Source organism: Halotalea alkalilenta (assembly GCF_001648175.1).
In the GTDB taxonomy this organism is placed as follows: Bacteria; Pseudomonadota; Gammaproteobacteria; order Pseudomonadales; family Halomonadaceae; genus Halotalea; species Halotalea alkalilenta_A.
The window spans coordinates 1,689,523-1,715,525 of record NZ_CP015243.1 but is presented as its reverse complement, the minus strand read 5'-3'; the positions used below and the strand labels follow the sequence as shown (position 1 = coordinate 1,715,525).

Here is a 26,003-nt window from a genome sequence, read left to right as displayed (position 1 = left end):
CACTCTACCCAGGCTGGTGACAAGCTCGGCAGTTCAATTTAGCGCTCAGGCTGCACACGTTTGGGCCACACCCCCCTCATCGAAGGCGTGGGCGAGCCGCGCCAGGGTCTCGACCACGGCGAAACCGGGCTGCGCATGGGCCGGCACGCAGAGATCGATCGCCACCCTGCTCAGCCTGGGTTCGTCGATCGGCACCGCGACGAACTCCCCTTGCACGCATTCGTGGGCCACCGCGAGCCGCGGCAGCACCAGGGCGGCGGCGCCCGAGCGCGCCAGCGCCTTCTGCATCTCGATCGAAGCGGTCACATAGGCAGGGTCGATCTCCACCCCGGCCACCTTGGCCAAGGCGTCGAGGGTGCGCCGTACACCATAGCCCTGGTCGGGCAGCGCCAGCTGCTGGGCCGCGAGCGTCGCCAGCGACACCCGCTGGGCGTTGGCCAGCGGATGCGAGGGCGCGACGATCATGCACTGCTCCAGGCGCCCGACCCGCCGACGCTCGATGCCCTCCTCTTCGTCGATGAAGAACGCAACGCCTATGTCGCACACCCCTTCGCGCAGGGCCCTGACGATCGCCGGGGCGCTCTGGATGCAAAGGGTGAAGCGCAGCCGCGGATGATCGCGCGTGAGCCTGGCGAGCACCGGCGCGACCAGCCCGGCGGCGAGCCCTTCGGTCACGTAGAGGCTGACGTGGCCGGCGCCGAGCTCGCGCAGGTCGTCGATCCGCTCGCGAACCCGATCGAGCTCCTTGAGCGTGCGCGAGGCCTGTTCGGCCAATAGCTCGCCAGCGGCGGTCAAGCGCACACCCTTGGGGCTGCGCTCGATCAACTTGGCGCCGAGCTCATGCTCGAGCTGTACGATCTGGCGACTCAGCGCGGTGGGCACGATGTGCAGGAGCGCCGCCGCCTGGCGCAGCGAGCGGCAGCGGGCGACGGCATCGAAATAGTGAAGCGAACGCAGCTGCATGGGCTACTCCCTCCTCACGCCTCGCTCGACGCGAGGCGTGATCACGGTGGTCAGTCCTTGGTCAGGTTCCAGAACACCGGTACCGGTCCTGGCAGCAGTCCCTTCACCTGGTCCGACCAAGCGGAAACGGAGCGGTAGTCACCGAGCGGGATGTAGTTGACCTGCTCGAGCGCGTGGGCCTGGATCACCCCGGCGATGCGCTCGCGCTCGGCGTCGTCCTGGGCCGCGGCGAACTCTCCACGCAGCCGATCGAGCTCCGGATCGGTCGGCCAGCCGAAGAAGCCGCCCTCGCGTCCGTGGCCGTTGAGCATCGGGTTGACGATCGGGTTCCACACCTCCGGGATGATCCAGTTGGTGAAGAACAGGTTCCAACCGCCTTCGTTCGGCGGCTGCTGGCTGGCCCGACGCGACACCAGGGTCTGCCAGTCCATCGGCTGCAGCTGGACGTTGAAGCCGGCTTGGCGCAGCGCCTGCGCCGCGACCACCGGCTGCGGGCTCACCGTGGCCACGTCGGTGGGCTGGAGGATCACCACCGGGGTGCCGTCGTAGCCGGCCTCTTCCAGCAGCGCCTGGGCGCGCTCGATGTCACCGTTGGCGGTGAAGCCCTCGGTCCCTTCGTCGCTGGCCAGCGGCGACTGGCAGCCATAGAAGGAAGGACAGACCTCATAGTATTCGGGGTTGCCGATCAGCGAGGCGAGCACGTCCTCCTGGTCGAGCGCGACCAGCGCGGCCTGGCGCACCTTGATGTCGTCGAAGGGAGGGTAGAGGAAGTTCATCCGACCCATGGTCTGGTAGCCCAGCGGATTGATCGCCCCGGTCGAGACCCCGTCGCTGCCCTCGAGCAGCGGCAGCAGATCGATCGGCACCTGCTCGATGAAGTCGAGATCGCCCGAGTTCAGCGCGTTGACCGCGGTCTGCTGGTCGGGCATCGTCAGCCACTCGACCCGATCGACGTTGACCACCTTGCCCCCAGCGGTCCAGCTCGGCGGCTCGCTCCTCGGCACGTAGTCCTCGAACTTCTCATAGACCACCCGGCTGCCGGGATCGAACTCCTGGCTTACGAAGCGAAACGGCCCGGAGCCGATCTGCTCCGGGATCGGCTGGTCGCTCGGGGTCTCGGCGAGCCGGGCCGGCATCATGAAGGCCGGCACCGAGGAGGGTTTAGCGATCAGCTCGAGCACGTAGCCGAACTGATCGGCCAGCGTCAGGGTGATGGTGCGGTCATCGTTCGCCTCGAGGCTCGCGACGTGGCTCATCAGCATCTGGCCGCCCGAGTCGCGGCTGCCCCAGCGCTGCAAGGAGGCGACGCAGTCGGCCGCGGTGACCGGGGTACCGTCGTGCCACTTGAGCCCCTCGCGCAGGGTGAAGGTGTAGGTCAGCCCATCATCGGATACCTGCCAGTCCGCCATCTGCGGCTGGGGCTGGAAGTTCTCGTCCATGCCGAGCAGCGTGTCGTAGACCATGTAGCCGTGGTTACGGGTGATGTGCGCGGTGGTGAGGATCGGGTCGAGCACACGCAGACCCGAGTGCATCATCGCATTCACCGTCTGTGCCGAGGCCGGCACGCTCGCCGTCATCGCTCCCGCGCCGAGCAGGGCGGCGCCAAGCAGCTTGCGCAGGTCGATGTGGAACAGTTTGGGGTCGATCATCTTCGTACTTCCTCTTTGTCTTTGTTATCGATGCCGGGTCTTGAATGCTTGGTGGGAAAGGATCCCTGGGAATGACTGTCGCTGCTTTCGCTCCTTGATGGAAGCCGCTGGCCAGGGCGAGCTCAAGCCGGGCTGAAGGGCATCCCCATCGGCTTCGAGCGCATGCCCTCGCCTAGCCGCCGCCAGGGCAGATCGGCGGGATCGGCCGCCATCGGCCCCGGCACCTTGGCGACCAGGATCGCCTCGCTGATCGGGGCGAAATCGGCGCGAAAATGTACCGAGCTCTTGAGCACCAGGATCGCCATCCGCTCGGGCTCGATCCCGACCATCCGCAGCAGGTTGCGATCGATCAGCTGGGCCTTGCGCGAGCTGACCAGCACGCTGACACCCTGGATCCGCAGCTGGGCGCAGGGACCGAGTTCGGCCAGCGTACCGTGCATCATCGGCCCATCGTAGCGACAGCACCCGTCGCTCAAGCGGATCACCTCGCAGTCGACTTCGAGCGGCGGCTCGCCGAGACTCGGGGTGCCACCCAGGCTGAACCGCAGCCGTGCGCCCTCCCCCGCGGCATGCGCCAATTCGGCTGCCTCAGGATCGCAGATCAGCCCCAGCGCCGCACGCTCGACGTTGGCTGCGAGCAGCGCGCGCAGAAGCCCAACGGTTGAGGCATCGCCCCCTGCGCCGGGATTGTCCTGGGTATCCGCGATCACCACCGGGCGGCTCGCGCCCTGGGCGAGGCGCTGCGCCTCGGCGACCGCATCGAAGGCGTCGAGAAATGGCACCGACCAGCGTGACTCGAGCGCGACGATCTCGGCGGCGAGCGCCTCGACCGCCTCGACCAGCCGAGCGCGATCCGCGCCGTGCCCCCAGACCACCGGGCCGCATTCGGGAAAGTCGGCGGCTGGAAAGCCCGCGGCGAAGGAGAGGGTCGCCGCGCTCTCGCGGTCGCGCAGTTCGAGCCCCGCATACACCGAAGCCGCGGGTTCGAGCATGGTGGAGCCTGCGTTGATCGGGATCAGAAACGGTAGCCGCACCGCATGGTGATACAACCGCTCACCGGCGAAAATGCGCTCGAGCAGGCCCAGCGCGCGGGCGCCAGTGGCCGCCATGTCGACGTGGGGATAGGTGCGATAGGCGACCAGAGCGCTTGCGTGCTCGAGCATCCCAGCGGTGACATTGGCGTGCAGATCGAGCGATGCGGCGATCGGCAGCTCAGGCCCTACCACCTCGCGCAGCCGGGAGAGCAGCTCGCCCTCGCCATCGTCGCAATGGGCGCAGACCATCGCCCCGTGGAGATCGAGATAGATCGCATCGAACCCGCCCTGCCGGGCGGCCTCGACGATCTCCCCCGCCAGGCGCTCGAATGCCTCCTCGGTCACCGCGGCCGAGGGTGCCGCCGCCGCCCATAGCACCGGCACCAGGGTATGCCCGGCGCTTTGCGCCGCGCTGATGAAGCCACCGAGGGGCAGATTGACCTCGGCGAGCTCGAACAGCGCCTGCCCCCGGCATAGCGCGGGAAATCCACCACCGTGGAGAAAGCTTCGATAGTCGGCCGGCGTAGGCGCGAAGGTATTGGTTTCATGCTGGAAACCAGCAATCAGGATGCGCATGACGTCTTGGCCTTTTGATTGTAGGTCGATGCGTGGACACGAATGGTCCGAACCGCCCCAACGTTATGCGTGTGACGGTTGGACATGCAACGACCGCCGCATCATGATTGCGTTGCCCTGAGGGCAACGCTCATGCCGATCGGCGCAAGTAACGCCTTACTGCAGCCGGGTGCTGAATCATTGCTGAAAAAACCAGTAGGGCACTGAGCTTAAGGCCCGCATGATGCCGGCCCGTCATTCGAAGGAAGCACGCCAGTGGTCACACCTTTTCCCCTGCTCGACCTCGACGAGCATCTCAGCCCACGCCGGCTGCGCTACATCGCCGAGGCGATCCAATCCGGCTCGATCCGCCGCGCCGCCGAGCGGCTCGAGGTCGAACCCTCGGTGATCAGCCGCCAGATTCGAAGGCTCGAGGCGAGCCTTGGGGTTCGCCTGCTCGAGCGCCATGGCCGCGGCGTACGCGCCACCGAGGCGGGCTTGCTGCTGCTCGATTTCCACCGCGAAAGACGGGTTGCCGAGGAGGCTTTGCTCGGGGATTTTTCCGCCCTCGATGGGCTCGAGCGCGGCACCTTGCGCCTGGCGGTGAGCGAAGGCTACAGCGAGCGGCTGATGCAGCAGGTGATCACTCGTTTCGCCAGGCGCCATCCGCGGCTGCGGATCGAGCTGATGATCGCCAACGTGCAGGTCGTGGTACGCCAGGTGCTGGAGGGAGATGCGCATATCGGGCTCGGCTACTCGCCGCGGCTAGTGCCGGGGATCGAATCGGTGGCATCGGCGCCGCAGCCGGTCTGTGCGGTGGTCAACGCCAACCACCCCCTGACCCGGCTCGCGCAGCCGCTCTCCCTCGACACCATCCTCGACTATCCAGTGGCGCTGGTGGCCAGCGGCTACGGGCTACGCCAGCTGCTCGACACCGTCGAGGCGCTCGACAAGTGCCACTTCGAACCCAGCCTCGAGAGCAATTCGCTGGCGATGCTGCGTGAATACGTCTGCGACACCCAGGCGGTGACCTTCCTCGCCAATCCGCCCTACACCGAGTCGCTGGCGCCGGGGCGGCTCAGGGCGCTGTCGATCGACCATCCGATCCTCAATGCCGCCGAGGTGCACCTGATGGTGCGCCAGCATCGCCCGCTGTCGCGGGCGTGCCGGCACCTGCTCGAGGAGATCCGCCGCCTGCCACCGTTCGGTGAGGGCTCAACAGCGCTCGAAGGGGAAGGCGATCACGGCATCGATGCGAGCTTCACCCGCGGCCAGCATCAGCAGCCGATCGACGCCTAGCGCCACACCGCTGCAGGCCGGCAGACCATGATCGAGCGCGGCCAGCAGCGCGCGGTCGATGTCGACCTCGGGCTTGCCACGCGCGCGCCGCGCGGCATTGTCGGCGACAAAGCGCGTCGCCTGCTCGCCGGCATCGACCAGCTCATGATAACCATTGGCGAGCTCGACCCCCTGCCAGTAGAGCTCGAAGCGCGCGGCGAGCTCGGCCCCGTCCTCGGGATCGAGACGCTTGCGGGCAAGCGCCGCCTGACTCGCCGGGTAGTCGACCACCGCGTCGAGCAGCGCCACCGGACCGCCCGGGTCGGCGCCGAGGGCGGGCTCGATCACATGGCTGAACAGCAGGTCGAGACAGTCGTCGCGCTCCCAGCCGGCACAGTCGACCGCGGCGAGCTCACCGGCCAGGCGAGCGAGCTCATCGCCGCCGACGTCGAAAGGGTCGATGTCGAGAGCGTCGCGAAACAGCTGGCGATAGCGGTGCACGCGCAGCTGCACCGGCCGCTCGATCACCCGTTCGATCAGTTCGACGCACTCCTCGCGCAAAAGCTCCAGACCATAGCCGGGCCGATACCATTCGAGCAGGGTGAACTCGAGGTTGTGGCGCCGACCTCGCTCGCCATCTCGAAAGGCGCGGGCGAGCTGAAAGATCGGTCCACTGCCAGCGGCGAGCAGCCGCTTCATATGGAACTCCGGCGAGGTCGCAAGCCACAGCCGCTCGACCCCCTTGGGTCCGCGCGCCTCGAGGCTGAGCGAATCGAGCAGCGGGTCGACGCTGCCACCGTGGCCGAGCACCGGGGTCTCGACCTCGAGTACCTGCCGCTCGTCGAAGAAGCGGCGAATCTCGCGCAGGCGATTGGCGCGAAAGCGCAGCGCCTCGAGCGAGGCGCTCGGGGTCCAATCTGTGGGTTCGATCATCGGGGCGTCCAGTACGGTGAATCAACGCCCGCGCAGGCCAGAGGCCCGCGCGGGTGGACAGCAGGGCGTGACAGCACGCCCGAGGGGAATTCAGGCGCGGCTGACGTAGTCGCCGGTGCGGGTATCGACCTTGAGCACTTCACCCTGGTTGATGAACAGCGGCACGCGCACTACCGCGCCGGTGGAGAGCTTCGCAGGTTTGGAGCCCCCCTGGGCGGTGTCGCCCTTGAGGCCCGGATCGGTCTCGATCACTTCGAGTTCGATGAAGTTGGGCGGCGTCACCGAGATCGGGTTGTCGTTCCAGAGCGTGATGATGTACTTGACCTGCTCCTTGAGCCACTTCTCGTTGTCACCGATCGCTTTCTTGTCGGCGGCGAACTGCTCGAACGAGCCGTCGGTCTTCATGAAGTGCCACATTTCGCCATCGGTGTAGAGATACTCCATGTCCAGATCGACGACGTCGGCGCCCTCGAGGGACTCGCCCGACTTGAAGGTGCGTTCCCATACCCGGCCGGTCATCAGGTTGCGCAGCCTGACGCGGTTGAACGCCTGCCCTTTGCCCGGCTTGACGAACTCGTTCTCGACGATCGAACAGGGGTCGCCGTCGAGCATCACTTTCAGCCCGGCCTTGAATTCGTTGGTAGAATAACTCGCCATGAACGCCTCTCGAATGGACGGCGGACTCACCGCCGCCTAACGCTATTTGAAATGGTCGCGGCACGCCCGCGTGACTCTCCAGACCCTCACCGCCCGGCGGTGACAACCCCAAAGAAGTGCGCAGATGATAACCCGAAGTGTGAACAGAGTGCAGACCGTCGCCAGCGACCAGGGTGGTGAGCACAGCGGCGACTGGCGCCGCCAGCTGGCCGGCGCGATCCGCGACCCCGAGGTGCTGTGCGAGGCACTCGGCCTGGACGCGGCCTGGCTGCCCGGGGCGCAGGCGGGCCACCGGCTGTTCAAGATACGGGTGCCGCATGCCTACCTGGCGCGAATGCGCCGTGGCGATCCATTCGATCCGCTGCTGCGCCAAGTGCTGCCGATCGATCGCGAGACCGATGCGGTGGAGGGCTTCGTCTCCGACCCGCTCGAAGAGGCGGAGCACCGCCCGCTCCCCGGCCTGATCCACAAGTACGCCAATCGGGTGCTGCTGATCGTGAGCGGCGCCTGCGCGGTCAACTGCCGCTACTGCTTTCGCCGCCACTTCCCCTACGCCGACAACACCCCCTCGAGACGCGAATGGGAGGCGGTGCTCGACTACCTGCGCAGCCGCCCCGAAATCAATGAGGTGATCCTCTCCGGTGGCGACCCGCTCGCGTCCAGCGACGAGCGGCTCGGCTGGCTGGTCGAGCGGCTCGGCGGCATCGCCCACCTGCAGCGCTTGCGGATCCATACCCGCCTGCCGGTGGTGATCCCCGACCGCGTCGACCCTGGCCTGCTCGGCTGGCTGGCGGCGAGTCGGCTGCAGAAGGTCGTGGTGCTGCACGTCAACCACGCCAACGAGATCGACCCGGCGGTGCGCCACGCCTGCGCGCGCCTGCGCGAGGCCGGTGCGACGCTGCTCAACCAGAGCGTGCTGCTGCGCGGGGTCAATGACGACGTCGACACCCTGGCCGAACTCTCCGAGACGCTGTTCGCCGCCGGCGTGCTGCCTTACTACCTGCACGTCCTCGACCCGGTGGCCGGCGCCGCTCACTTCGATGTCCCCGATGGAGAGGCGGTCGAACTGGTCGAGCGCCTGCGCGCGCGGCTCGCCGGCTTCCTGATGCCGCGCCTGGTGCGCGAGGTACCGGGCGAGCGCTCGAAGACCCCGCTGCCGCAGCGCTCGGCGCAGCCTGGGTCGAGCTGAGCCCGGCGAGCGTATCCCTCGCCCCGAAGCCCTAACGATTCGACCGCCTCGACTGGCTGCAACCTTCCACTTGCCTACTATGCTGAGGATCAGCCAGAGGGTCCGCTGCGACGATTGGCGCAGCGACATTCAGCTTTAAAAAAGTTAGTAAACTTACCACCACCGCTACAGGCCTTTACAATCCGCGACCTCTCGCGGTCAGAGCCATCCAGCGGTAAAGAAAAAAAGTGGCTGCCATCCAGGGCGGTGGACCCGACGCTCGTTCACCGCCGATGCCCATTCGTATCATCAGGGGAACACCGATATGACCTCTTCGTCTTCGCCGGGGCCAAGACTGCCAGCGCTGCTACTCGGTTTGCTGGTGCTGCTGCTGGGGCTCTGCATGCTCGCCGGCGGTGGCTATCTCGCCACCCTCGGCGGCTCCTGGTACTACCTGATCAGCGGCGCGGCACTCGGCCTTGCCGGTATCCTGATCATCGCGCGGCGCCCATCGGCGCTGTGGCTGTTCGCCCTGGTGCTGCTATCCACCACTGCGTGGGCACTATGGGAAGTGGGCCTCGACTGGTGGCAGCTGGTGCCACGGGTAGCGCTGATCTGCTCGATCGGCATCGTCCTGCTGCTGCCCTGGTGGCGCCGGCCGCTGGCGCGCGGCCAGCGCGGCGGCAGCCTGGCGCTGCTGGCCTCGGTGGCGATCGCCGCACTGGTCGCGATCCTGAGCCAGTTCGACGACCCGCAGGCGACCAAGGGTCGATTGGAGACCGCTCGCGCGGCCGGCCCGGTCAACCCGGCCCAGGTCTCGGGCGAGGACTGGATCGCCTACGGCGGCACCAATGCCGGTACCCACTATTCAGGCCTCGACCAGATCACCCCTGAGAACATCGGCTCGCTCAAGGAGGTATGGCGCATCCGCACGGGCGATCTCGCCGATGCGAACTCGCCGCCGGAGATCACCAACCAGAACACTCCGCTCAAGGTCAACGACAGCCTCTACATCTGCACTTCGCACAGCCGGGTCAAGGCGCTGGTACCCGAAACCGGCGAGACCAAGTGGAGCTTCGACCCCGAGATCAGCACCATGGGCGCCGAGGACTTCTCCGGCTGGGCGCACATGACCTGCCGAGGGCTCGCCTACTATGACGTGGCTGTCCAGCAGGGCGACGCCAGCGGCGGCGAAGAGACACCTGCGATGCTCGACCAGACCGACGTGACCTGCCCGCGCAGGCTCTACCTGCCCACCGCGGATGCACGCCTGATCGCGCTCAATGCCGACACCGGCGAGCGCTGCGCGAGTTTCGGCGACGGCGGCGAGGTCGACCTGACCCGCAACATCGGCGACTTCGCGCCGGGCGGCTACTACTCCACCTCGCCTCCCACCGTGACCCGCGACCTGGTGATCCTCGGCGGCCACGTCACCGACAACGCCTCGACCGACGAGCCGTCCGGCGTGATCCGGGCGTTCGACGCACGCAGCGGCGAGCTGGTATGGAACTGGGACAGCGGCAACCCTGAGCGGACCGAGCCGCTGGCCGAGGATGAGGTCTATACCCGCAACTCTCCCAATGTATGGGCGCCAATCAGCGTCGATGAATCGCTCGGGCTGGTCTACCTGCCGATGGGCAACGCCACCCCCGACCAGTACGGTGCCGATCGCAGCGAAAACGACGAACGCTACAGTGCGGGCCTGGTCGCGCTCGATCTCTCCACCGGCCAGATCCGCTGGCACTACCAGTTCGTCCACCATGATCTCTGGGACATGGATACGCCGGCCCAGCCGGTGCTGATCGATCTCGCCACCGCCGACGGCGTGCGCCAGGCGGTGATCCAGCCGACCAAGCAGGGCAGCCTCTACGTGCTCGACCGCAGCAACGGCGAACCGATCGTGCCGATCGACGAGGTCCCCGCCCCGCAGGGTGCAATCGAAGGCGACTGGACCGCGGCCACCCAGCCGCGCTCGCGGCTCAACCTGCTGCCGCCCGAGTTGACCGAGGCCTCGATGTGGGGCGCCACCCCGCTGGACCAGATGATGTGCCGGATCCAGTTCAACTCGCTGCGCTACGAGGGGCAATACACCCCGCCGTCGCTCGAGGGCTCGATCGTCTATCCGGGCAACGTCGGCGTGTTCAACTGGAGCGGCATCGCGATCGACCCCGAGCGCCAGGCGATATTCACCAGTCCCAACTATCTGGCCTTCGTCTCGCGTCTGGTCGACAAGCGCGATCTGCCCGCCGACGCCGTTCAGGCCGCCGGTGAACAAGGCCTCCAGCTCAACCAGGGCGCCCCTTACGCCGTCGAGCTCGGTCCGCTGCTGTCGGTGCTCGGCCTGCCTTGCCAGGCGCCCTCCTGGGGCAACGTCGCCGGTGTCGATCTGAGCGACAGCTCGGTCAAGTGGATGCATCGCAACGGCACCGCTCGCGACAGCGCAGCGATTCCGATGCCGCTCGGTGTCGGCGTACCCGCGCTCGGCGGCCCGATCACCACCGCGGGCGGCGTCAGCTTCCTCAGCGGGACGCTCGATCAGTACCTGCGCGCCTACGACATCACCACCGGTGAGGAGCTTTGGAAGTCCCGCCTGCCGGCCGGCGGCCAAGCGACGCCGATGACCTTCCAGGGCAACGATGGCCGCCAGTACGTGGTCGTCACCGCGGGCGGACACGGTACCTTCGGCACCAGACTCGGCGACTATGTGATCGGCTACGCGCTGGAGCAGTGAAGCCTCGCTGAGGCGATCGTCCCGAGCCCCGGCGCATCGCCGGGGCTTTTTTCGTCTGCTTTTCCAGCCCCGCGCCGGAAGTTGTAATTTTCCTACCAAGTCAAGGCAAAAAATCTCGTAATTTTGCAACACGATTGATTGTCAACCTATTTCCCCTGCGTATAATTCAGCTGCACCTAAGTTCATGGCCCCTCTCCTCCCTCCCCTCGACGTCCACTATCCTCATCGGAGCCGACCCACGGGGACCATTGGGTCCATGCACGTGGTAAGAATGCATCTCATCGTCATTGAATCAACTTTTCCAAGGAGTCGAACGCCATGCTCGACAGTCACAAGGGCCGGGCGACCCACTTGCCTCTGATCGCCGTGGGCGTGCTGCTGCTGCTGATGGGGCTCGCCATGCTGGCGGGCGGCATCCGGCTGGTCACGCTCGGCGGCTCCTGGTACTACCTGCTCGCAGGCATCGGCATCACGCTGAGCGGTGCGCTGGCCATCGCCAAGCGACGGGCCACGCTGTGGCTCTATGCCCTCACCCTGTTCGCCAGCAACCTCTGGGCGCTGTGGGAGGTCGGTCTCGACTGGTGGCAGTTGGTACCACGGCTGTCGCTGTGGTTCGTCTTCGGTATCCTGCTGCTACTGCCCTGGGTGCGCCGCCCCCTGGTCGCCCAGCAAAGCGCACCGCTCTCCACCGCGGCGCTGAGCGTGGCCGTGGTACTCGCCGGCGCCACGGCGCTGGCGAGCCAGTTCACCGCCCCCGGCACTCAGCATGGCGAGATCGCCGAGCGCGCGCCGCAGCGGGTCGACCCCGCCCACGCCGCCGGCGACGACTGGCCCGCCTATGGCGCTACCAACGCAGGTACCCACTACTCATCGCTGGGCGACATCACGCCTGAAAACGTCACTCGGCTCGAGGAGGCCTGGCGGATCCAGACCGGCGACCTGCCAGGGTCCGGCGATCCCGGCGAGCTGACCAGCGAGAACACCCCGCTCAAGGTCAACGACACGCTCTATCTGTGCACCCCGCACAGCCAGGTGCTGGCACTCGACCCGGCCAGCGGGGCGACCAAATGGCGTTTCGACCCAGAGCTCAGCCTGCAGGGCGCGGAGAACTTCTCCGGTTGGGCGCACATGACCTGCCGCGGCGTCGCCTACCATGACCAGGCCGACTACCCCGCCGCCCGCCCAGTCGATGCCCGGCCCATCGCTCGCGTCGATGCCCAGCGCAGCAGCGCGGCCGAAGATACCGCCAGGCTCTTCGCCGAGAGCTCGAGCGAGACCGCCAATCAGTGCCCGCGGCAGATCTTCCTGCCTACCGCCGACGGCCGGCTGATCTCGCTCGACGCCGACAGCGGCGAGCGCTGCGAGGCCTTCGGTGAGCATGGCGAGGTCGATCTGACCCGCGGCCTGGGAGCATTCACCCCCGGTGGCTACTACGCCACCTCGCCTCCCGTGGTGACGCGCGATCTGGTGATCATCGGTGGCCACGTCACCGACAACGAATCGACCGACGAGCCTTCAGGCGTGGTCCGCGCCTACGACGTGCGCGACGGCCACCTGGTGTGGAACTGGGACAGCGGTAATCCCGACGCCACTACCCCGCTGGCCGACGGTGAGCGCTATACCCGCAACTCGCCCAACGTCTGGTCGATGATCAGCGCCGACGAACGACTGGGACTGGTCTATCTGCCGGTCGGCAACCAGATGCCCGACCAGTACGGCGCCGAGCGCAGCGAGGGGGCCGAACGCTACAGTGCGGGCCTGGTCGCGCTGGATCTCGCCACCGGCCAAGTGCGCTGGCACCAGCAGCTGACCCACCACGACCTGTGGGACATGGACGTACCGGCCCAGCCGATACTCACCGACGTGGCGACCCCCGACGGCATACGTCCGGCGGTGATCCAGCCGACCAAGCAGGGCAGCCTCTACGTCTTCGACCGTCGCAACGGCGAGCCGATCATCCCGGTCGACGAGATCGCCGCTCCCCAGGGCGCGATCGAGGGCGACCATACCGCGCCGACCCAACCGCGCTCACGGCTCAACCTGCTGCCGCCCGAGTTGACCGAGGCCTCGATGTGGGGCGCTACGCCGTTCGACCAGCTGATGTGCCGGATCGCGTTCAAGTCGCTGCGCTACGAAGGCCAGTACACGCCGCCGTCGCTCGAAGGCTCGATCGTCTATCCCGGCAACGTCGGGGTGTTCAACTGGGGCGGAGTCGCCGTCGACCCGGCTCGCCAGGCGATTTTTACCAGCCCGAACTACATGGCCTTCACCTCGCGGCTGGTGCCGCGCGCCGAGGTACCGGCCGACAGCGCCCAGGCCTCCGAGGGCAATGGCCTGTTGCTCAACCTCGGCGCGCCCTATGCGGTGGAGATGAGGCCCTTCCTCTCGCGCCTCGGCTTCCCCTGCCAGGCACCCTCCTGGGGTGACGTGGCCGGCGTCGACCTGGCCGAGTCCAAGGTGGTATGGAAGCGTCCCAACGGCACCTCCCGCGATAGCTCGCCGATCGTGCCGCTGCCGTTCAACCTCGGCGTACCGGCGATGGGCGGACCGATGACCACCGCCGGCGGGGTGAGCTTCCTCAGCGGTACGCTGGATCAGTACCTGCGCGCCTACGACATCACCACCGGCAAGGAGCTGTGGAAAGCGCGCCTGCCGGCCGGCGGCCAGGCCACGCCGATGAGCTATCGCGGCGCGGATGGCCGCCAGTACGTGCTGGTCAGCGTCGGCGGCCATGGCTCCTTCGGCACCAAAATGGGCGACTACGTGATCGCCTACGCGCTGCCCGAAACGCCGTGACCCCGGGGCGGGCGACCGACCGTCGCCCGCCAGTCAAGCGAACGCGGCGAGGGGACCTCCCCCTCGCCGCGTAAATCGCTGACCGAGCTTTGCAACGGGGCCAGTCGCGCCCCAGCCTTTCGCTACGCCTCGCGTCAGCGTATCGGCGGCGCATACTGGATGCCGCCCGCGTTCCACAATGCATTGATACCGCGAGGGATATTCAATGCCGAGCGGTCACCGACCGTGCGCTGATAGATCTCTGCATAGTTACCCACCGTACTGATGACGTTGAAGGCCCACTCGTTGTCGAGCCCGAGCTGCTCGCCGACGTTGCCGTCGCGGCCCAACAGCCTGGCGACATCGGGACTGGGAGGATCGTCGCGCATCCGCCCGGCGTTTTCACTGGTTACCCCCAACTCCTCGGCGTTGAGCATCGCGTAGAGCGTCCAGCTCACCAGCTTGCCCCAGCTCTCGTCGTCCCGGCGCACCATAGGTGCCAATGGCTCCTTGGAGATCATCTCCGGCAGAATCACCGCGCTGTCAGGATCGCTGAGCTGAAGGCGCAGCGCCGCGAGCTGGGACGAGTCGGAAGTCAGTACGTCGCATCGGCCGCTGTCGAATCCGCCGGCGCTTTGGCTGGGTTCATCGAATGAGATGGCCTGATAGCGCAGACCGTGGCTGTCGAAGTAGTCGGCGAGATTGGTCTCGGTCAAGGTGCCGGTCGTCACACAGACCGTCGCCCCGTCCAGGTCGGCGATATGCTCGATGCCAAGCTCCCTTTTCACCATGAATGCCTGACCGTCGTAGAACGTCACCCCGCCGGGAAAAGTGAGGCCGAGGGAGTTGTCGCGGGTGGCACTCCAGGTAGTGTTGCGCGACAGCAGGTCGACCTCGCCGGACTGAAGCGCAGTGAAGCGCTCGCTCGCGGTCAGCGCGGAGTAGATCACCTTGCTCGGATCGTTGAAGATCGCCACGGCTATGCCCTTGCAAAGCTCGACGTCGATCCCCTCCCACTGCCCTTGGGCATTGGGCGCGCTGAACCCTGCAAGCCCTTGGCTCACACCGCAGCGCAAGGCCCCGCGTGCTTCGACACTCTGCAGGGTGCCGGCGTGGGCGAGCGCACCGGCGAGCGTGGACAGGCAGACAACGGCGCCCAGCAAAAACCGACTTTTATTGTTCATTTTCAGCTCCTCCATGGCAGACGGTTATTGATCTTGTGGATTGCGCTCACTCGAAATGCTGGCCCCCATGGCCACCGGGAGGTCGAGTTCTCCATACGCCCCCAGGCAGCCATGCGATTGATTTGCCGCGGCGCTACTTCCTCCTTGCCAGCTCATCGAGGCTCTCGGCGAGCGCGCTGTCGAGGATGTCGATCGCTCGATCAATCTCGTCGATCGACACCGTCAGCGGCGGCGCGATGCGCCATACCGAGCCACGTTCCGGACGTCGGCGAATGTTCATGCTGAGTCCTTTTTCGAAACATCTAGCCGTCGTCAGCGCACCCAGTTCATGCGCCGGTAAGCGCGACTCGCGATCGCGGACCAGCTCCACCCCGAGCAGCAGACCGGCGCCACGAATGTCACCGATGGCCTCATAACGCTGCTGCAAGCCTTCGAGCTGCCTGCGCAGATAGCCGCCCATTTCATTGGCGCGTGCAATCAGGCCCTCCTGGGCGATGACCTTGAGCACCGCGAGCCCTACTTCCGCGGTCAATGGATCGGAGACATGACTGGTGTAATAGGTGAAATGCTTGGCATGCAGGTCATCTTCGATGTCGGCCGTAGTGGCCACGGCCGCCAGGGGCAGCCCCCCACCCAGCGTCTTCGACATGGCCATGATGTCCGGGACGACATCGAAGAACTCCGCCCCCGTCTTGGTGCCGATGCGGCCGAACGCGGTCTGCGCCTCATCGAAAATCAGCAGCATGCCCCGGTCATCCGCGGCTTTGCGCAATGCCTGCATGAACGCTCGCGGCGGCACCAGAACCCCGCCCGCGCTGATGATGGGTTCGACGATGATCGCCGCTCCCTTGCCCGCGGACTGCATATCGAACATCTTGAGCGCGAGCTCGAGATTGAGCAGTGCCGACTCTTCGAACGTTGCCGCCGGTATGTAAGGACGGTAGGGGTTGGGCTCGGGAATGATGTAGACGCCTGGCGTGGGCACGCCGTAGCCTCGGCGATCGCTGGCGAACGAAACCGTGCCCGCACCGCCGGTAATGCCATGCCATGAGCCGCCCAAGGCCAGCACCTCGTAGCCCCCGGTGTACATCTTCGCCATTCGCAGCGCGACTTCCGTCGCCTCTGAACCGGTATTGACGAAAATGCTGCGTTCAAGCTTACCCGGTAGCCAATCCTCAGCCAGCGATTGGGCAAGTTCGGCGACGGCCTCGGGAATCATTCCGCTGAAAAGGTGAAAAGCCCTCTCTCCCGCTCGATGCACGGCTTCAACGATTGCAGGATGGTTGTGGCCGATGGTGGCGCACATCTGGCCAGAGGTGAAATCGAGATACTCTCGCCCGCCGCTGTCGGTGACGATGGTTCCCTTGGCGGATCTGAACAGATTTGGGAAGGCATCCCCGCCATATCTCACCAGGAATTTCTTCGATGCTTTCAGAAGCTCTTCACTCATGCCTCGTTCCTCGTTGTCCTTATCCAAGCCACCGCGCTCGCGCCATTGCGGCACAACGATCGGCCTCGCGATGCGCGCATCGAGCCCGGGAGGTCGGTTCATCGGCCGCCAAGCCAAGGTGGCCGATTCGCCTGGCTAGCCGCTTGCCCGGGCTTTCTGGTGCTGGGCATAATGCTAGCGAGCATGATCGAACAGACGCCAACGCATAGAACTCACTCCCCCATGAAATGAGCTCAACCATCGATCCCAATCGCGCAAGATTGCCCTCGCTAAAATCGCTGCGAGCATTCGAGGCAGCCTCCCGGCTCGGTAGCTTTGCGCAAGGGGCGCAAGAGCTGTCGGTCACCCCCTCGGCGATCAGCCACCAGATTCATCAACTCGAAGACTTTCTAGGCGTCAAACTCTTCGAACGCCTGGCGGGTCGCACGCTGTTGACCGCAGAGGGCAAGACCTATGCGCGGGAAATAGAACATGCGTTCGGGATAATTTCGGCGGCCACGCATCTCGTATCGCCCCAGTCCCAAGATAAAAGCTTCGTCATTGCGACGGGCCCGAGTTTCGCGGTGAAATGGCTACAGCCTCGCCTACCTGGCTTCCTGAACAGCCACCCCGGTATCGGTATTCGCATATCGACACTTTCGAGCCAGGATGAGCTCGATTTGGGTCAATTCGACGTCGCCATCCCCTACTGGCCTGCGCACACGTCACAGAACAAAGCGCAGCCTTTGATCGAGGAACGTCTTCGTCCATTGTGCAGCCCGGCATTAGCGGAGCAAAAAGGGCTGAAAACGATCTCTGACTTGAGCCGAGTAACACTCATCCACTCAGCTAATGCGCTGACTTGGACCGAGTATTTTCGCGCAATAGGTCATCAGAACATCGTCGGCGACAATGGACTCTGGCTCGACCGCTCGATGATGGCCATCGAAGCGGCCGTCAATGGATTGGGCGTCGTACTCGAGAGTGAATTCCTGGCAAGAAAGGAGCTTGAAAGCGGTGAATTGATAGCCCCTTTTGAAGATGACCAACATAGCATCAAGGCCACCACTTATTTCTTGATCAAATCACCCAAAGCCAAAAATACGTCAATGATAGCGGCGTTCACGGCCTGGCTGGAAAAAGAGATAAAAGCCCACGGGGATAGTTAGATCCGCTCGATTCGATCGCATGAATAAGTAGCATTTCAGCATGGCTAGCCGCGCTCGCGCTGGCGAACGATGACGAACAGCACCAGCCCGCCAATCGCCAGCAGCGCCCCCACCCATCCAGTCACGGCCCAGTCGTCGGCATAGGCTGCGGCGATCCCGCCGAGCCAAGCGCCGAGCGCGTTGCCAACGTTGAATGCCGAATGATTGAGCGATGCGGCCAGGGTCTGGGCGTCGGCGGCGACGTCCATCAGCCGGATCTGCAGCGCCGGCACCATGGCGACGATGGTACCGACCAGCAGCGTCGCCGGCAGGATGCTCCAAGCCGAGCGCGCGGCGAACGGGAAGAGCAGCATCACCGCCAGGCTCCAGAGCAGGATCCAGCCGATGGTGGAAAGCGTCCCGCGATCGGCGAGCCAGCCGCCGACCTGGCTGCCGATGATGGTGCCCAGTCCGAACGCCGCCAGCGCCACCGGCACCCAGCCGGGCGAGAGTCCGCTCACTTGGGTCAGCGTCGGCGCAATGTAGCTGAGCACGCAGAACATGCCGCCGAAGCCGATCGCTCCGATGCCTAGGGTCAACCAGATGTCGGGATTGCGCAGCGCACCGAGCTCCTGAAGCGGCGAGCTGCTCGCGGCGGTGCGATCATCGGGGAGAAAGACCACCAGCAGCGCCACAGTGAGCAGGCTGATCATGCCGACCGCGGCGAAGGCGCTGCGCCAGCCGAGCAGTTGACCAAGCCACACCGCGATCGGATTGCCGATCAGCGTCGCCACGGTGAGGCCGAGCATCACCCGGCCAACCGCTCGTCCACGCCGATGAGGCTCGACCAGCGAGGCGGCGACCAGAGCGGCTACGCCGAAGTAGGCGCCATGGGGCAAACCGCTGACGAAGCGCACCAGCAGCATCGGCAGGAAGCCTGGGACCAGGGCGCTTGCGAAGTTGCCAGCCGCATAGAGCCCCATCAGCGCAAGCAGCAGCCAGCGGCGTGGCCAGCGCGCAGCACCCACCGCGATCAGCGGCGCACCAACCACGACGCCGAGGGCATAGGCGCTGATCAGCCCTCCCGCGCGGGTCTCGTCGATGCCGAGACCGGCGGCGAGCTCAGGCAGCAGCCCCATGATCGAGAACTCGCCGGTACCGATCCCAAAGCCGCCCACGGCCAACGCCAGGATGGCCAGGGCAGTGCGGCTGGATGAAAGAGGTACCCCGGAATTCAACTGCTCGGAGGAGATGCGCGCCACTTGGACCTCGACAGGGAAGAAGGATGGAAGAAACACGAAGCGCGCGGGAGACGATGCCCCCCGCGCGCTTGGATCCATCGTTCGAATCTAGCCCCACGCTAAGTTTCGATCAAGCCTGAAGGTTCAGACACTCAGTGCCACGCCTTCCACTTCATCCTGTCGCATGGCGCGCGAGAGCGCAGAAAGCGCGGCGATCAGCGTCGCGGTGGTGGTGTTGACATGGAGCCCGACGCCGAACACCGGACGCCCCGCGGCACGCAGCTCGACGAAGGCGATCGCTTCGGCGTCGGCCCCCTGCCCGCGGGAGTTTTCGTGGTAGTCGATCACGTCGATATCGAAGCCCTGGCCGCGCAGCCCGTGCACCAGCGCCGAGAGCGGGCCGTTACCGCGCCCAGAAACCGAAAGCCCCCCTTGCGGTCCCTCGATCTCGGCGGCGATCGCAACCTCGCCGTCGCGTTCCTCGATCCGCTGGCGCAGCAGTCGATAGGGCGCATCGAGCCGGTACTCGTCGAGAAAGGCGCGATGGATCATCTGGGAAGTGATCTCTCGCCCGGTGCGGTCGGCGATCTCCTGCACCACCTGGCTGAACTCGATCGCCAGCCGCCGTGGCAACGCGATGCCGTGGTCCTGCTCGAGCAAGTAGGAGATCCCGCCCTTGCCCGACTGGCTGTTGACCCGGATCACAGCCTCGTAGTTGCGCCCGACATCGAGCGGGTCGACCGGCAGGTAAGGCACATCCCAAAGCGGCGTGCCGCCGCTGGCAAGCGATGCGCGGTGGCTCGCCATGCCCTTCTTGATCGCATCCTGGTGCGAGCCCGAGAAGGCGGTGAACACCAGGTCACCGACGTAGGGATGACGCGGATGCACCGGCAATTGGTTGCAGTGTTCGACCTCGCGCATCACCGGGGTGAGGTTGGAGAGATCGAGCTCGGGGTCGATGCCTTGGATGAACAGATTCATCGCCAGGGTGACGATGTCGACGTTACCGGTGCGCTCGCCGTTGCCGAACAGTGTGCCCTCGATCCGGTCGGCGCCGGCCATCAGGCCGAGCTCGGCGGCGGCGATCCCGGTGCCGCGATCGTTGTGCGGGTGCAGGCTGATGATTGCGCGTTCGCGCACGCGCAGATGACGGCAGAACCACTCGACCTGGTCGGCATAGACGTTGGCGGTCGCGACCTCGACGGTGGCCGGCAGGTTGAGGATCACCCTGCGTTCCGGGCTGGCACCGAAGGTATCGAGCACCGCTTCGCAGACCTCGAGCGAGAAGTCGAGTTCGGTGGTGGTGAAGTGCTCGGGCGAGTACTGGAAGGTCCAGTCGGTGCCGGGGTGCTCCTCCATCAGGCGACGCACCAGCGCGGTATGCTCGACCGCGAGGCGCTTGCAGCCATCCCGATCGAGCCCCAGCACCGTCTCGCGAAAAAGCGGCGAGGTGGCGTTGTAGAGATGCACGATCGCCCGCTTGGCGCCCGAAAGCGCCTCGAAGGTGCGCCGGATCAGCGGCGCACGCGCGGGAGTGAGCACCTGGAGCGTGACGTCGTTCGGCACCCTCTGGCCTTCGATCAGCTCACGAAGGAAATCGAAGTCGGTCTGCGAGGCCGATGGGAACCCTACCTCGATCTGTTTGAATCCTAGCGACACCAGCAGTTCGAAGAAGCGCCACTTGCGCTCGCCATCCATCGGATCGATCAGCGACTGGTTGCCGTCGCGCAGGTCGACGCTGGCCCAGATCGGTGCCCGCTCGATACGCTTGCCCGGCCATTGGCGGTCGTCGAGCGCGACGATATCGAAAGGTCGGTACTTGCCCATGGCCGGCTGGAAGCGACTCTCGTTCATTTCACCACTCCAGTTCGCGGCGCCCGCGGGCGCCGGGGATTGACTTGCTGCAAATGAAAATTACCAATGAAAAGGTGACGAAAAAGATACGCGCCAGCGGACATGGCCCGCTGGCGCGTAGGAAATGATGCCTGGACGCGACGACCGCTGGCCTCGCATCGATCCGGCTGTACTGCTTCGTTCGATCGTTCTGCACTCATTGCCCAGCCTCGCTCTGCGATCTCCCCACCGCTTTTTCCACCACACGGGCGGCACCTGCACGCCTTCAGCGTGCGGGCGAGGTAAGTCGAAGCAAGGCGAATGGCAATGAAGTTTTCATGCCGTCCAACTAAACACGTACCGGCGTGCTGGTCAATTACCCCACGTCGACCACCTACCCTGCTGGAGCACGCCCTACCAGGCCTCGCCGCCCGGCGCGCGCAGGGCGCACTGGATCACTTTCTATCGCGCTCTGCACTGCCTGGCAGGCTATCGCCATCCCGGATCTTGGCATGGCTGCATGACTGCCCGGATCGGGCTAGAATCCCGAAAGCTGTATAAAAACACATATATCGAAAAGGGGATGACGAATGAGCGATAGCGGCACGACTTTCAGACGGCTGCACGAGCAGCCAGGCGCGTTCGTCATTCCCAATCCATGGGACACGGGTTCCGCGCGTATTCTCGCCGCACTCGGTTTTCGCGCCCTCGCCACGACCAGCGCCGGCATGGCGCTTTCACTCGGCGTAGCGGAAGGGCAAGTCTCCATGGCGGATACCCTGGACCACTGCCGAACCATCGTGGCGGCGACTCCCCTGCCCGTTTCCGCCGATCTCGAGAAGGGCTTCGCAGACACTCCGGCGAGTGCCGCCGAAACGATCCGAGCCGCCGCCGGTATCGGCCTTGCCGGGGGTTCGCTCGAGGACTACACCGGCCGGCGAGACGATCCGATCCATGACTTCGGGCTGGCGGTCGAACGAATCCAGGCCGCGGCGGAAGCCCGCAACGCTCTGGCGCACGATTTCGTCCTGACCGCGCGCTGCGAGAACTTCCTATGGGGCCGTACCGATCTGGACGACACCATCAGGAGGCTGCAAGCGTTCGAAGCCGCCGGCGCCGACGTGCTGTACGCACCGGGACTCACCGACCTGGGCATGATCCGGACAATCTGCCAGGCGCTGACCAAGCCGGTCAACGTGGTGATGGGCATGCCTGGAGAGACGTTCAGCGTCGCGGAGCTGGCGGACGCTGGGGTCAAGCGCATCAGTCTCGGCTCATCGCTCGCGCGGCTCGCGTTTGGCGCACTGGTAGGCGCGGCTCGAGAGATCAACGCCGATGGCACCTTCAGTTTCTCGCAGCGGGCGATGGATTTCGCCGAGATCGCGCAGCTGATCAGCGGCGATGGCGAGCCTCGAGCAAGTAGCCCGCAATAGCCCATCGCCGGGATGCGACAGGGAGCGGGAAACGGACGCAGCGCTCGGGCGAGGCTCAGCTCGACCGCTGCCTGGCGAGTTCGACGATCGCGGAAACGTCCGGATGCAAGGGGAGAGAATCGAGCCGCTCGAATGGAAACCAGCCTGCCGATTCGGCATCGTCGGCGGCGACCGGTTCACCACTCAGGTAATCGCAAAGCGTTGCGATCAGCACGAAGTGGGCGCGCGGGCGCACGGCCCCACCCACCAGCACATCGACCGCGGTGAGAACCTCGCGTGCGACGGCCTCGACGCCGGTTTCCTCGAGGAGTTCGCGTTCGGCCGCCTGGAACAGGGTCTCGCCAAACTCCAGCTTGCCGCCGGGAAAGCCCCAGTAACCTTCGACGCCGGAGCGGCAGCTGCCGACCAGCAGCACCTGCGTACCGCGCATCACCACGGCGGCGACCGCCACCCTGGGCCGGGCGGCGGGAACGGCGGATTCAGGCGTTGAGCTCGCCATGCCGATAGCCGAGCAGATAGAGCAGCGCGTCGAGGCCAAGGGTCGAAACCGACTGGCGAGCCTGCTCTCGAACCAGCGGCTTGGCGTGGAAGGCGACCCCGAGCCCGGCCGCGGCGAGCATCTTGAGGTCGTTGGCGCCGTCACCCACGGCCACGGTCTGGGCCATGTCGAGCCCCTCTCGTGCGGCGATCTGGCGCAAGAGCCATGCCTTGCGCTCGGCATCGATGATCGGCTCGCTCACCTCGCCGGTGACCTTGCCGTCACGGACCACCAGCTCGTTGGCATGCACTTCGTCGAAGCCGAGCCTTTCCTGCAAGCGGCGTGCGAAGTAGGTGAATCCGCCGGAGAGAATGGCGGTGCGATAGCCAAGCCGCTTGAGTTCGCTCATCAGCCGCTCGACGCCGTCCATCAACGGCAGCGCATCGGCGATTTCGGCGAGCGCTGACTCATCGAGCCCGTTGAGCTTGCTCATCCGCTGCCGGAAGCTCTGCTGGAAGTCGAGCTCGCCGCGCATCGCCCGCTCGGTGATCTCGGCGACCTCCTCATACACGCCGTGGCGGCGTGCCAGCTCGTCGATCACCTCGGCCTTGATCAGCGTCGAGTCCATGTCGAAGCAGACCAACCGACGGTGGCGACGCCAGACGTCGTCCGCCTGCAGGGCGATGTCGACGCCGTGGGTTTCGCCCACGCCCTGCGCCGCGCGGCGCAGGGCGTCGATATCGGTTTCGCCGCGCAGACGAAACTCGAGACAGGCACCCAAGGTGCCGGGCTCGTCGCCAAGATCGCCAGGGCCGGAGAGCCGCTCGATCCGCTCGATCGTAAGCCCGTGCGCACCGATTAGCCGACCGACCTCAGCCACCACCAGCGCGGGCAGTCGCGGCCCCATCAGCGAGAGCACCAGTCGCGGCTGGGCGCCGGTCTCCCGCCAGCGGGTGTGATCCCCGCGCTCGACTGAGAACAGGGTGACCTCCAGCCCGCTCTGGTCGCTCGCGTCGCTAAGCTCGCCCTCGAGCGCCTCACGAGACGCATCGCCCTCGATCTCCACCAGCAGGTCGAAATCGACGCTGCCGAAGGTGACCCGCTGCTCGACGTCGAGCAGCCTCGCGTCGGCGCGAGCCAACGCGAGCCCAAGGGTCGCGAGCTGGCCCGGCCGGGCGGCACCGGCGGCATGGATCAGAAAACGCAGGGTCATCCACGCACCTCCTCGACTTCAAGCCTGCTGACGCGCTGCAACCCTTGGGGCAGCTTGCTTCCGCGCCGCCCGCGCTCGCCAAGATAGTGCTCGATGTCGGCGGGCTTGAGCGTCAGTTTACGCCGGCCGGCGTGGATCACCAGCGAGGCGCCCTGCGGCAGCACCACCAGGTCGCGGACGAACTCCTCGCGCGAGGCGGCGCGCGCGCCGGGGATGTCGATCATCTTGTTGCCCTTGCCCTTGTTCAGCTCGGGCAGCTGGCCGACATCGAAGACCAATAGCCGCCCAACGTTCGAGACCAGCGCGATACGCATGTCCGGCTCGACCCGCTGCGGTGCAAGCACGGCGCAGCCCTTGGGCAGGGTGAGCACCGCCTTGCCGGCGCGCGAGCGTCCGACCAGCGACTCGAGCGCGGTGACGAAGCCGTAGCCGCCATCGCTTGCGAGCAGATAGCGCGCCTCGGGTACGTCGAGCATCATCGCCACCATCTGCGCGCCGGCCGGCGGATTGACCTTGCCGGTGACCGGCTCGCCCTGGCCGCGGGCGGAGGGCAGCTGGTGGGCGCTGAGGGTGTAGCTGCGCCCGCTGTCGTCGAGCAGGATCAGGCTCTGGTTGGTCTTGCCGCGCACGCTGCAGAGATAATCGTCGCCGGCCTTGTAGGAGAGCGAGGTCGGGTCGATGTCGTGGCCCTTGGCGCTTCTGATCCAGCCACGGCTGGAGAGCACCACGGTGATCGGATCGGCACCGAGCAGCTCGACTTCGGAGAGCGCACGGGCCTCCTCGCGCTCGACCAAGGGGCTTCTACGCTCGTCGCCGAATTTCTCGGCATCCTCGCGCAGCTCCCGCTCGATCAGGTCGGTGAGCTTCGACTCGCTGCCGAGCAGAGCCTCGAGCCGCTTGCGCTCGGCCTCGAGCTCTTCCTGCTCGCCCCGGAGCTTGAACTCCTCCAGCTTGGCCAGGTGACGCAGCCGCAGCTCGAGGATCGCCTCGGCCTGGCGCTCGCTCAGCGCGAAGGCCGCCATCAGCGCCTGCTTCGGCTCGTCCTCCTCGCGGATGATCCGGATCACCTCGTCGATATTGAGGTAGGCGACCAGCAAGCCTTCGAGGATGTGCAGCCGATCGACCACCTTGCCGAGCCGGTACTCGAGACGCCGGCGCACCGTGGTGCGGCGGAATTCGAGCCACTCGCCGAGCAGCTCGTCGAGCGCCATCACCCGCGGGCGCCCGTCGAGGCCGATCAGGTTCATGTTGACCCGGTGGCTCTTCTCGAGATCGGTGGTGGCGAACAGATGCGCCATCAGCGCCTCGACGTCGACCCGGTTGGAGCGCGGCACGATCACCAGCCGCGTCGGTTCTTCGTGGGTCGACTCGTCGCGCAGGTCGGCGACCATCGGCAGCTTCTTGGCCTGCATCTGCGCGGCGATCTGCTCGAGCACCTTGGCGCCGGAGACCTGGTAGGGCAGCGCCGTGATCACCACGTCGCCCTCCTCGCTCCGGTAGCGCGCGCGCATCTTCACCGAGCCGCGCCCGCTCTGGTAGAGCTTGGCGAGATCATCGCGAGGAGTGACGATCTCGGCGGCGGTGGGAAAGTCGGGCGCCGGCAGGTAGCGACAGAGATCGGTGACCGTCGCCTGCGGATTGCGCAGCCGGTGGATGGTCGCCTCGACCAGCTCACGGACGTTGTGGGGCGGGATGTCGGTGGCCATGCCGACGGCGATGCCGGAGCCGCCGTTGAGCAGCACGTGCGGTAGCCGCGAGGGAAGCACCGCCGGCTCGTCGAGGGTGCCGTCGAAGTTGGGTACCCAGTCGACCGTGCCCTGCCCGAGCTCGCCGAGCAGCACCTCGGAGAAGCGCGACAGCCGCGCCTCGGTATAGCGCATCGCGGCGAACGATTTGGGGTCGTCGGGGCTGCCCCAGTTACCCTGGCCGTCGACCAGCGGGTAGCGATAGCTGAACGGCTGCGCCATCAGCACCATCGCTTCATAGCAAGCGCTGTCGCCATGAGGGTGGAACTTGCCCAGCACGTCGCCGACGGTGCGTGCCGACTTCTTGTGCTTGGCGTTGGCGGTCAGCGACAGTTCGCGCATCGCATAGATGATGCGCCGCTGCACCGGCTTGAGGCCATCGCCGATATTGGGCAGCGCGCGATCGAGGATCACGTACATCGAGTAGTCGAGATACGCCTTCTCGGTGTAGCGCTTGAGCGGCAGGCGCTCGACATCGCCCTCGCCCACGGCGACGGGTGCTTCGAAATCGGAATTATCGGCCATTGGATCGGACTTCCTTCACTGCTACGGCTTG

At 66.0% G+C, this 26,003-nt stretch carries 18 protein-coding genes; 6 read left to right on the top strand and 12 right to left on the bottom strand.

Going from position 1 to position 26,003, the window contains the following annotated elements; all coding sequences use genetic code 11:
* Window positions 1–45: 45 nt before the first annotated feature.
* From A5892_RS07540 to A5892_RS07530, 3 genes are all read right to left on the bottom strand, one after another.
* The gene (locus tag A5892_RS07540; protein WP_064122283.1) at window positions 46–963 is read right to left on the bottom strand and encodes a LysR family transcriptional regulator; all 918 of its coding nucleotides are present in this window, start codon (window positions 961–963) and stop codon (window positions 46–48) included.
* A 50-nt stretch (window positions 964–1,013) separates the two neighbouring features.
* Window positions 1,014–2,612, bottom strand: coding sequence for an ABC transporter substrate-binding protein (locus A5892_RS07535; RefSeq protein ID WP_064122282.1), 1,599 nt, complete (start codon window positions 2,610–2,612; stop codon window positions 1,014–1,016).
* 122 nt (window positions 2,613–2,734) lie between these two features.
* On the bottom strand, window positions 2,735–4,222 hold the full coding sequence (locus tag A5892_RS07530) for a M81 family metallopeptidase (protein WP_064122281.1): 1,488 nt from the start codon (window positions 4,220–4,222) through the stop codon (window positions 2,735–2,737).
* 255 nt (window positions 4,223–4,477) lie between these two features.
* Between A5892_RS07530 and A5892_RS07525 the strand changes: the two genes are divergently transcribed.
* Window positions 4,478–5,500 (top strand): LysR family transcriptional regulator, encoded by a 1,023-nt coding sequence (locus A5892_RS07525; protein WP_064122280.1) that lies wholly within the window; start codon window positions 4,478–4,480, stop codon window positions 5,498–5,500.
* Here A5892_RS07525 and epmA read toward each other — a convergent pair.
* Together epmA and efp are read right to left on the bottom strand one after the other, a co-directional pair.
* The gene (epmA, locus tag A5892_RS07520) at window positions 5,417–6,412 is read right to left on the bottom strand and encodes an EF-P lysine aminoacylase EpmA (RefSeq protein WP_064122279.1); all 996 of its coding nucleotides are present in this window, start codon (window positions 6,410–6,412) and stop codon (window positions 5,417–5,419) included. The two genes, A5892_RS07525 and epmA, sit on opposite strands and share 84 nt — an antisense overlap.
* Window positions 6,413–6,502: 90 nt before the next feature.
* Window positions 6,503–7,069 carry an elongation factor P gene (gene efp, locus A5892_RS07515; RefSeq protein WP_027351121.1) on the bottom strand — a complete coding sequence of 189 codons (567 nt, stop codon included), beginning with the start codon at window positions 7,067–7,069 and terminating at the stop codon, window positions 6,503–6,505.
* Between the two features lie 124 nt (window positions 7,070–7,193).
* Between efp and epmB the strand changes: the two genes are divergently transcribed.
* The 3 genes from epmB (at window position 7,194) to A5892_RS07500 (ending at window position 13,764) form a co-directional block, all read left to right on the top strand.
* Window positions 7,194–8,258 (top strand): EF-P beta-lysylation protein EpmB, encoded by a 1,065-nt coding sequence (gene epmB / locus A5892_RS07510; protein WP_064122278.1) that lies wholly within the window; start codon window positions 7,194–7,196, stop codon window positions 8,256–8,258.
* Between the two features lie 304 nt (window positions 8,259–8,562).
* A complete protein-coding gene (locus A5892_RS07505; protein ID WP_064122277.1) occupies window positions 8,563–10,968 on the top strand; it encodes a glucose/quinate/shikimate family membrane-bound PQQ-dependent dehydrogenase in 2,406 nt (801 codons plus the stop codon).
* 318 nt (window positions 10,969–11,286) lie between these two features.
* The gene (locus A5892_RS07500) at window positions 11,287–13,764 is read left to right on the top strand and encodes a glucose/quinate/shikimate family membrane-bound PQQ-dependent dehydrogenase (RefSeq protein WP_064122276.1); all 2,478 of its coding nucleotides are present in this window, start codon (window positions 11,287–11,289) and stop codon (window positions 13,762–13,764) included.
* 134 nt (window positions 13,765–13,898) lie between these two features.
* Here the strand turns inward: A5892_RS07500 and A5892_RS07495 are convergent, their stop codons facing one another.
* Together A5892_RS07495 and A5892_RS07490 are read right to left on the bottom strand one after the other, a co-directional pair.
* On the bottom strand, window positions 13,899–14,927 hold the full coding sequence (locus A5892_RS07495; protein WP_064122275.1) for an amino acid ABC transporter substrate-binding protein: 1,029 nt from the start codon (window positions 14,925–14,927) through the stop codon (window positions 13,899–13,901).
* A gap of 133 nt (window positions 14,928–15,060) precedes the next feature.
* Window positions 15,061–16,377 (bottom strand): aspartate aminotransferase family protein, encoded by a 1,317-nt coding sequence (locus A5892_RS07490; RefSeq protein WP_064124364.1) that lies wholly within the window; start codon window positions 16,375–16,377, stop codon window positions 15,061–15,063.
* A gap of 227 nt (window positions 16,378–16,604) precedes the next feature.
* Between A5892_RS07490 and gcvA the strand changes: the two genes are divergently transcribed.
* A complete protein-coding gene (gcvA, locus tag A5892_RS07485; protein WP_064122274.1) occupies window positions 16,605–17,525 on the top strand; it encodes a transcriptional regulator GcvA in 921 nt (306 codons plus the stop codon).
* Window positions 17,526–17,569: 44 nt separating this feature from the next.
* Here gcvA and A5892_RS07480 read toward each other — a convergent pair whose 3' ends face one another.
* On the bottom strand, window positions 17,570–18,766 hold the full coding sequence (locus A5892_RS07480; RefSeq protein ID WP_317627714.1) for an MFS transporter: 1,197 nt from the start codon (window positions 18,764–18,766) through the stop codon (window positions 17,570–17,572).
* 123 nt (window positions 18,767–18,889) lie between these two features.
* Complete coding sequence (gene leuA, locus A5892_RS07475) at window positions 18,890–20,599, bottom strand: 2-isopropylmalate synthase (protein WP_411431762.1); 1,710 nt, start codon at window positions 20,597–20,599, stop codon at window positions 18,890–18,892.
* Window positions 20,600–21,168: 569 nt separating this feature from the next.
* Between leuA and A5892_RS07470 the strand changes: the two genes are divergently transcribed.
* A complete protein-coding gene (locus A5892_RS07470) occupies window positions 21,169–22,011 on the top strand; it encodes an isocitrate lyase/PEP mutase family protein (RefSeq protein WP_064122273.1) in 843 nt (280 codons plus the stop codon).
* A 55-nt stretch (window positions 22,012–22,066) separates the two neighbouring features.
* Here A5892_RS07470 and A5892_RS07465 read toward each other — a convergent pair whose 3' ends face one another.
* The 3 genes from A5892_RS07465 to parC are packed head-to-tail and all read right to left on the bottom strand — an operon-like array spanning window position 22,067 to window position 25,972.
* Window positions 22,067–22,510 carry an NUDIX hydrolase gene (locus tag A5892_RS07465; RefSeq protein WP_064122272.1) on the bottom strand — a complete coding sequence of 148 codons (444 nt, stop codon included), beginning with the start codon at window positions 22,508–22,510 and terminating at the stop codon, window positions 22,067–22,069.
* Entirely contained in the window at window positions 22,491–23,702 is a 1,212-nt protein-coding gene (gene serB, locus A5892_RS07460) for a phosphoserine phosphatase SerB (RefSeq protein ID WP_064122271.1), read from the bottom strand. The genes A5892_RS07465 and serB overlap by 20 nt, the downstream gene beginning before the upstream one ends.
* The gene (gene parC, locus A5892_RS07455; RefSeq protein ID WP_064122270.1) at window positions 23,699–25,972 is read right to left on the bottom strand and encodes a DNA topoisomerase IV subunit A; all 2,274 of its coding nucleotides are present in this window, start codon (window positions 25,970–25,972) and stop codon (window positions 23,699–23,701) included. Before parC ends, serB begins: the two co-directional genes overlap by 4 nt.
* Window positions 25,973–26,003: the final 31 nt, after the last annotated feature.